At 73.0% G+C, this 5191-nt stretch carries 6 protein-coding genes; 3 read left to right on the top strand and 3 right to left on the bottom strand.

All coding sequences use genetic code 11. The features are described from left to right. Both ACFVIU_RS39000 and ACFVIU_RS38995 read right to left on the bottom strand, forming a co-directional pair. A partial coding sequence (locus ACFVIU_RS39000) for an MFS transporter (protein WP_385848518.1) occupies nt 1–715 on the bottom strand: 715 nt, incomplete at its 3' end. Continuing rightward, the gene (locus ACFVIU_RS38995) at nt 712–1293 is read right to left on the bottom strand and encodes a TetR/AcrR family transcriptional regulator (RefSeq protein WP_385848517.1); all 582 of its coding nucleotides are present in this window, start codon (nt 1291–1293) and stop codon (nt 712–714) included. The genes ACFVIU_RS39000 and ACFVIU_RS38995, both read right to left, overlap by 4 nt. A gap of 88 nt (nt 1294–1381) precedes the next feature. Here ACFVIU_RS38995 and ACFVIU_RS38990 point away from each other — a divergent pair, with 88 nt between their 5' ends. Both ACFVIU_RS38990 and ACFVIU_RS38985 read left to right on the top strand, forming a co-directional pair. Beyond that, complete coding sequence (locus tag ACFVIU_RS38990; RefSeq protein WP_385848515.1) at nt 1382–1819, top strand: PPOX class F420-dependent oxidoreductase; 438 nt, start codon at nt 1382–1384, stop codon at nt 1817–1819. 64 nt (nt 1820–1883) lie between these two features. After that, a complete protein-coding gene (locus ACFVIU_RS38985; protein ID WP_385848514.1) occupies nt 1884–2477 on the top strand; it encodes a TetR/AcrR family transcriptional regulator in 594 nt (197 codons plus the stop codon). Between the two features lie 15 nt (nt 2478–2492). Here ACFVIU_RS38985 and ACFVIU_RS38980 read toward each other — a convergent pair whose 3' ends face one another. Then, the gene (locus ACFVIU_RS38980) at nt 2493–3404 is read right to left on the bottom strand and encodes a LysR family transcriptional regulator (protein ID WP_385848513.1); all 912 of its coding nucleotides are present in this window, start codon (nt 3402–3404) and stop codon (nt 2493–2495) included. Between the two features lie 221 nt (nt 3405–3625). On the opposite strand from ACFVIU_RS38980, the gene aspA reads away from it, so the two are divergent. After that, complete coding sequence (aspA, locus tag ACFVIU_RS38975) at nt 3626–5026, top strand: aspartate ammonia-lyase (protein WP_385848512.1); 1401 nt, start codon at nt 3626–3628, stop codon at nt 5024–5026. Nucleotides 5027–5191: the final 165 nt, after the last annotated feature.

Below are 5191 nucleotides of genomic sequence, written 5' to 3'. Positions count from 1 at the left end.
GACTCGGTCGTCCGCCTTGCAGCTGCACGCTCCCCCAAGCTCTCGACTCCTCCCCCACTCTCGGCTCCGCTCGAGCGGGGGGACCCCCATGAGCAGGGGGCACCCCCATGACCCCGCTCGGGTCGGCCGGAATGGCGCCGGCGCCACAGCCGACCTGATCCGAAAGAAAGGCCCCAGCCCGCACCAGCGCGGGCAGGCCGAAGAGCAGCGCGGGCGGCACGTTGAGGAAGAACACCGCCCGCCAGCCCAGCCCGGTCACCAGCGCCCCGCCCAGCAGCGGACCCGCGGCCGCCGCCAGCCCGATCGCGGCGGTCCGCACCGCGAGCGGCGTCGCGAGCCGCTCCGGCGGGTACGCGGCGCGCAGCATCCCCAGCGTGGCCGGCTGGAGCAGCGCCCCGCACACGCCCTGCACCACCCGCAGTCCGATCACCCAGCCCACCCCGGGAGCCAGCCCGATCCCGGCGGACGCCAGGCCGAACCCGAGCATGCCGAGCGCGAACACCCGACGCTGGCCGTACCGGTCGCCGAGCCGCCCGGCGAACACCAGCAGACTCGCCACCGCCACGAGATACCCGGTGCTGGTCCACTGCACCTGGGCGTACGAGGCGTGCAACTCCCGTTGCAGGCTGGGCTGGGCGACGGTGAGGACCGTACCGTCCAGCGCGACGACCACCGCGCCCGCGACGCTGCTCGTCAGCGTCCAGCGCGGCGTCACCGGCTCTCCCGCGGACCGAGATGGGCGGTCAGCACGCTGTCGAGCAGGGCAGCCAGGTCCTCCTGGCCGGTGGCCAGCTGGAGGCTGCGCCAGCGCCACAGCTGGGCGAGCCCGTGCAGGTTCGCCCAGAGCGCGCCCGCCACCCGCCGGGCGTCGCCCTCCGGCCGTACCTCGCCGACCAGCCCGGCCAGCAGGCCGAACAGCGGCAGACTCGTCTCGCGCAGCCCCAGACGGCCGCTCTCCAGCAGGTCGTGACGGAACATCAGCTCGTACATGCCGGGGCGGTCCAGCGCGAAGTCCAGATAGGCCCGCGCCAGTGCGGTCACCCGGGCGCGCGGTCCGCCGGTCTCCCGGTCGAGCGCCGCCCCGGCCCGCCCGGCCAGCTCGGCGAAGCCCCGCCGGGCGATGGCCGACAGCAGCTCCAGATGGGTCGGGAAGTAGCGGCGCGGCGCCCCGTGCGAGACCCCCGCGCGCCGGGCGATCTCCCGCAGGGTCAGCGCCTGCGCGCCCTCGGTGGCCAGCAACGCCACCCCGGCCTCGACCAGCCGAGCCCGCAGCCCCGTGTCGTCCTCATGCATAGACAGTGTCTACCAAGAGGGAGTAGACACTGTCTACTGAGGTGAGGTGCGGGGAATGCGCGGGCGGCGCGGCGCCGTTGACGTCCTTATGACTCAGGACACCTCACAGGACGCCCTTCTCCCGCTGCTCTCCGCCGGACACGCCGGCATCCTGGTGACCCTCAAACGCGACGGCCGGCCCCAGCTGTCCAACGTCAGCCACGCCTACGACCCCGACGAGCGGACCATCCGGATCTCCGTCACCGACGACCGCGCCAAGACCCGCAACCTGCGCCGCGACCCCCGCGCCTCCTACCACGTCACCAGCGCCGACCGCTGGGCGTACACCGTCGCCGAGGGCACGGCCGAGCTGACCCCGGTCGCCCGCGACCCGCACGACGACACCGTCGAGGAACTGGTCCGCCTCTACCGGGACGTCCAGGGCGAACACCCCGACTGGGACGACTTCCGGGCCGCGATGGTCCGCGACCGGCGGCTGGTGGTACGACTGCGCGTGGAACGCGTCTACGGCGTCCCGCGGCGCTGAGGAACCGGCGCACCCCGTCGGAACGGCACTTAGAGTGGAGGCGGCGAGAAAGCGGAGGTCGGCCATGGGGGAGACGCGGCGGGGACCGCGGGAGCGGATGGTCTCCAGCGCGGCCCAGCTCATCCGGCGCGACGGCGTCGCCGCCACCGGGATGCGCGAGGTCGCCGCGCACGCCGCCGCTCCGCGCGGCTCCCTCCAGCACTACTTCCCGGGCGGCAAGCAGCAGCTGGTCAACGAGGCCGTCGGCTTCGCCGGGCGGTACGCCGGCCAGCGCATCGGGCGCCTTCTCGAAGGGCTCGCGGAGCCGACCCCGAGCGCGCTGTTCGCGGCGATGGCCGACCAGTGGACCGACGAGTACACGGCCGACGGCTTCGTCGCGTGCTGCCCGCTGGCCGCCGCCGTGGTCGAGTGCGCGGCCTCCGACGGGTCGGCCCGTGAGGCGGTGGCCGCCGCGTTCGCGGCCTGGCGGACTCCGCTGGCCGAGGCGCTCACCGGTATGGGTGTCCCGGCCGGCCGTGCGGACGCGCTGGCCGCGCTGATGATCAGCACGCTGGAGGGCGCGCTCCTCCTGGCCCGGGCCGAGGCGGACGTCCGGCCACTGACCACGGCGGCCCGCGAACTGGGCCCGCTGCTGGACGCCGCCGCGACCGGCGGCTGAGAGGCGGGGGGCGGGTCAGGAGCCGAGGGCGGCGGCCTGGTCGCGGAGTGCGTCCAGCACCATTTGCAGCAGCGGATGACCTTCGCTGCCGCTGCGTACAGCCGCGAACACCCGCCGGGTCGGGCGGACGCCGCTGAGCGGGCGGATGGCGGCGCCCTTGAAGGTGATGCCGTGCAGCGCGGAGCGGGGCACCAGCGCCACCCCGGCACCGGCGGCCACCAGGGCGCACACCGCCCGGGAGTCGTCGGCCAGGCACTCCGACCGCGGATGGAATCCGGCCTCCTCGCAGGCCCGCAGCACCACGTCGTGCACCGGGTTGCCCGGCCAGGGCGTGACCCACGGATCCTCGCTCAGCTCGGCCAGGGCCAGCTCGGGTGCGGCCGCCTGCGGATGCCCCGAGGGCAGTACGACGTCGAAGGGCTCGGCGTAGAGCGGTTCGAGCAGCAGCTGCTCCCCGCTCTGGCCGACGAGGTCCCGGTGTTCCACGGCGAGGGCGATGTCCACCGCGCCGTCGACGAGCAGCCGGCGGCTCGCGTGCCCCTCGGCGTCCTTCACATGGATGCGCACCTGCGGGGCGCGGTTCCGCAGCCGGGCCATCGACGGTGCCACCACCTCGGTGATCGCACTCGCGAACGCGGCGATGGCCACCTCGCCGGCCAGGCCGGTCGAGCAGGCCGCCATGTCGGCCTCCGCCTGCTCCAGCTGTGCGGCGATGCGGCCGGCGTGGGTGGCCAGCACCACGCCCGTGGGGGTCAGCCGGACCGTCCGCCCCCGTCGCTCCAGCAGCATGTGCCCGACCTCCGACTCCAGCGCGGCCAGCTGCTGGGAAGCCGCCGAGGGGGACATGTAGAGGGCCTCGGCCGCGGCGGTGACGGTGCCGTGCTCGGCCAGCGCCCGCAGCACCCGGAGTCTGCGCGGATCAATCACAGGAGAAGTACACCAGGCGCCCGCCCTCCCTGTGAAGCGGAGCTTCACAGCGCATCCCGCAAAACCCCGATGGATTTAAAAGTCCCGGTCGTACAGAGTGGTCTCCCGTGACCGCGGCGGCCCTGGCCGGCGCCGCCTCACCCCACGGTGCGCCACCGCGTCCCGCGCGGCTTTCCGGTGTTCTCGGCTTCCGAGCATTCCCACAAGGATTTGTTGTGTCCATGACTGTCCGCACCCGCAGCGAGCACGACCTGCTCGGCGACCGGGACGTACCCGCCGACGCCTACTGGGGCATCCACACCCTGCGCGCCACGGAGAACTTCCCCCTCACCGGCACCCCCATCTCGGCGTACCCGCACCTCATCGACGCCCTGGCCGCCGTCAAGGAGGCCGCCGCGCTCGCCAACGAGGAACTGGGGCTGCTGGCACCCGAGAAGGCGGCCGCGATCGTCGCCGCCTGCCGCGAGATCCGCTCCGGGAAGCTGCACGAGCAGTTCGTCGTGGACGTCATCCAGGGCGGCGCCGGCACGTCGACCAACATGAACGCCAACGAGGTCGTCGCGAACCGCGCGCTGGAACTGCTCGGCCACGCCAAGGGCGACTACCGGCACCTGCACCCCAACGAGGACGTCAACCTCAGCCAGTCCACCAACGACGTCTACCCGACCGCCGTGAAGATCGCCACGGTGTTCGCGGTGCGCGGGCTGCTCCGCGCGATGGCCGTCCTCCAGGACGCCTTCGCCGGCAAGGCCGTGGAGTTCCGGGACGTCCTCAAGATGGGCCGCACCCAGCTCCAGGACGCGGTCCCGATGACGCTGGGCCAGGAGTTCTCCGCGTTCGCGGTGATGATCGAGGAGGACCGCAGCCGGCTCGCCGAGGCGGTAGAACTGATCCACGAGATCAACCTGGGTGCCACCGCCATCGGCACCGGCCTGAACGCCCCGGCCGGATACACCGAGGCCGCCCGCCGGCACCTCGCGGCGATCACCGGCCTGCCGCTGGTCACCGCGGCCAACCTGGTCGAGGCCACCCAGGACTGCGGGGCGTTCGTGCAGATGTCCGGGGTGCTCAAGCGGATCGCGGTCAAGCTCTCCAAGAGCTGCAACGACCTGCGGCTGCTGTCCTCCGGGCCGCGCGCCGGTCTCGGCGAGATCAACCTGCCGCCGGTGCAGGCGGGCTCCTCGATCATGCCGGGCAAGGTCAATCCGGTCATCCCCGAGGTCGTCAACCAGGTCGCCTTCGAGGTGATCGGCAACGACGTCGCCATCACCATGGCCGCCGAGGCCGGCCAGCTCCAGCTGAACGCCTTCGAGCCGATCATCCTGCACTCCCTGTCGGAGTCCCTCACCCACCTCGAGCGCGCCTGCCACACCCTGGCCGACCGTTGCGTGTCCGGCATCACCGCCAACACCGAGCGGCTGCGCGCGACCGTGGAGAACTCCATCGGCCTGGTCACCGCCCTCAACCCGCACATCGGCTACACCGCCGCCACCGACATCGCCAAGGAGGCCCTCGTCACCGGCCGCGGCGTCGCCGAACTCGTGCTGGAGAAGGGCCTGTTGCCGGCCGAGAAGCTGGCCGACCTGCTGCGCCCGGAGAACGTCGCCGGGACCGCCGCCTGATGCCGGGCGGCCGGCGGGCCGCGGGCAACGACACGATATGAAGCACCGAAGGAGTAACCCGTCCATGGCTACGGCGCCCAGCGTCTCCTACTCGATGACCATCCGGCTGGAGGTGCCCGCGAGCGGAACGGCCGTCTCGCAGCTCACCACCGCGGTGGAGTCCTC

The organism is Streptomyces sp. NPDC127190 (genome assembly GCF_042672505.1).
GTDB lineage: Bacteria > Actinomycetota > Actinomycetes > Streptomycetales > Streptomycetaceae > Streptomyces.
Note: the sequence above shows the minus strand (reverse complement) of the source record. Positions and strands in the feature narration are given on the sequence as shown.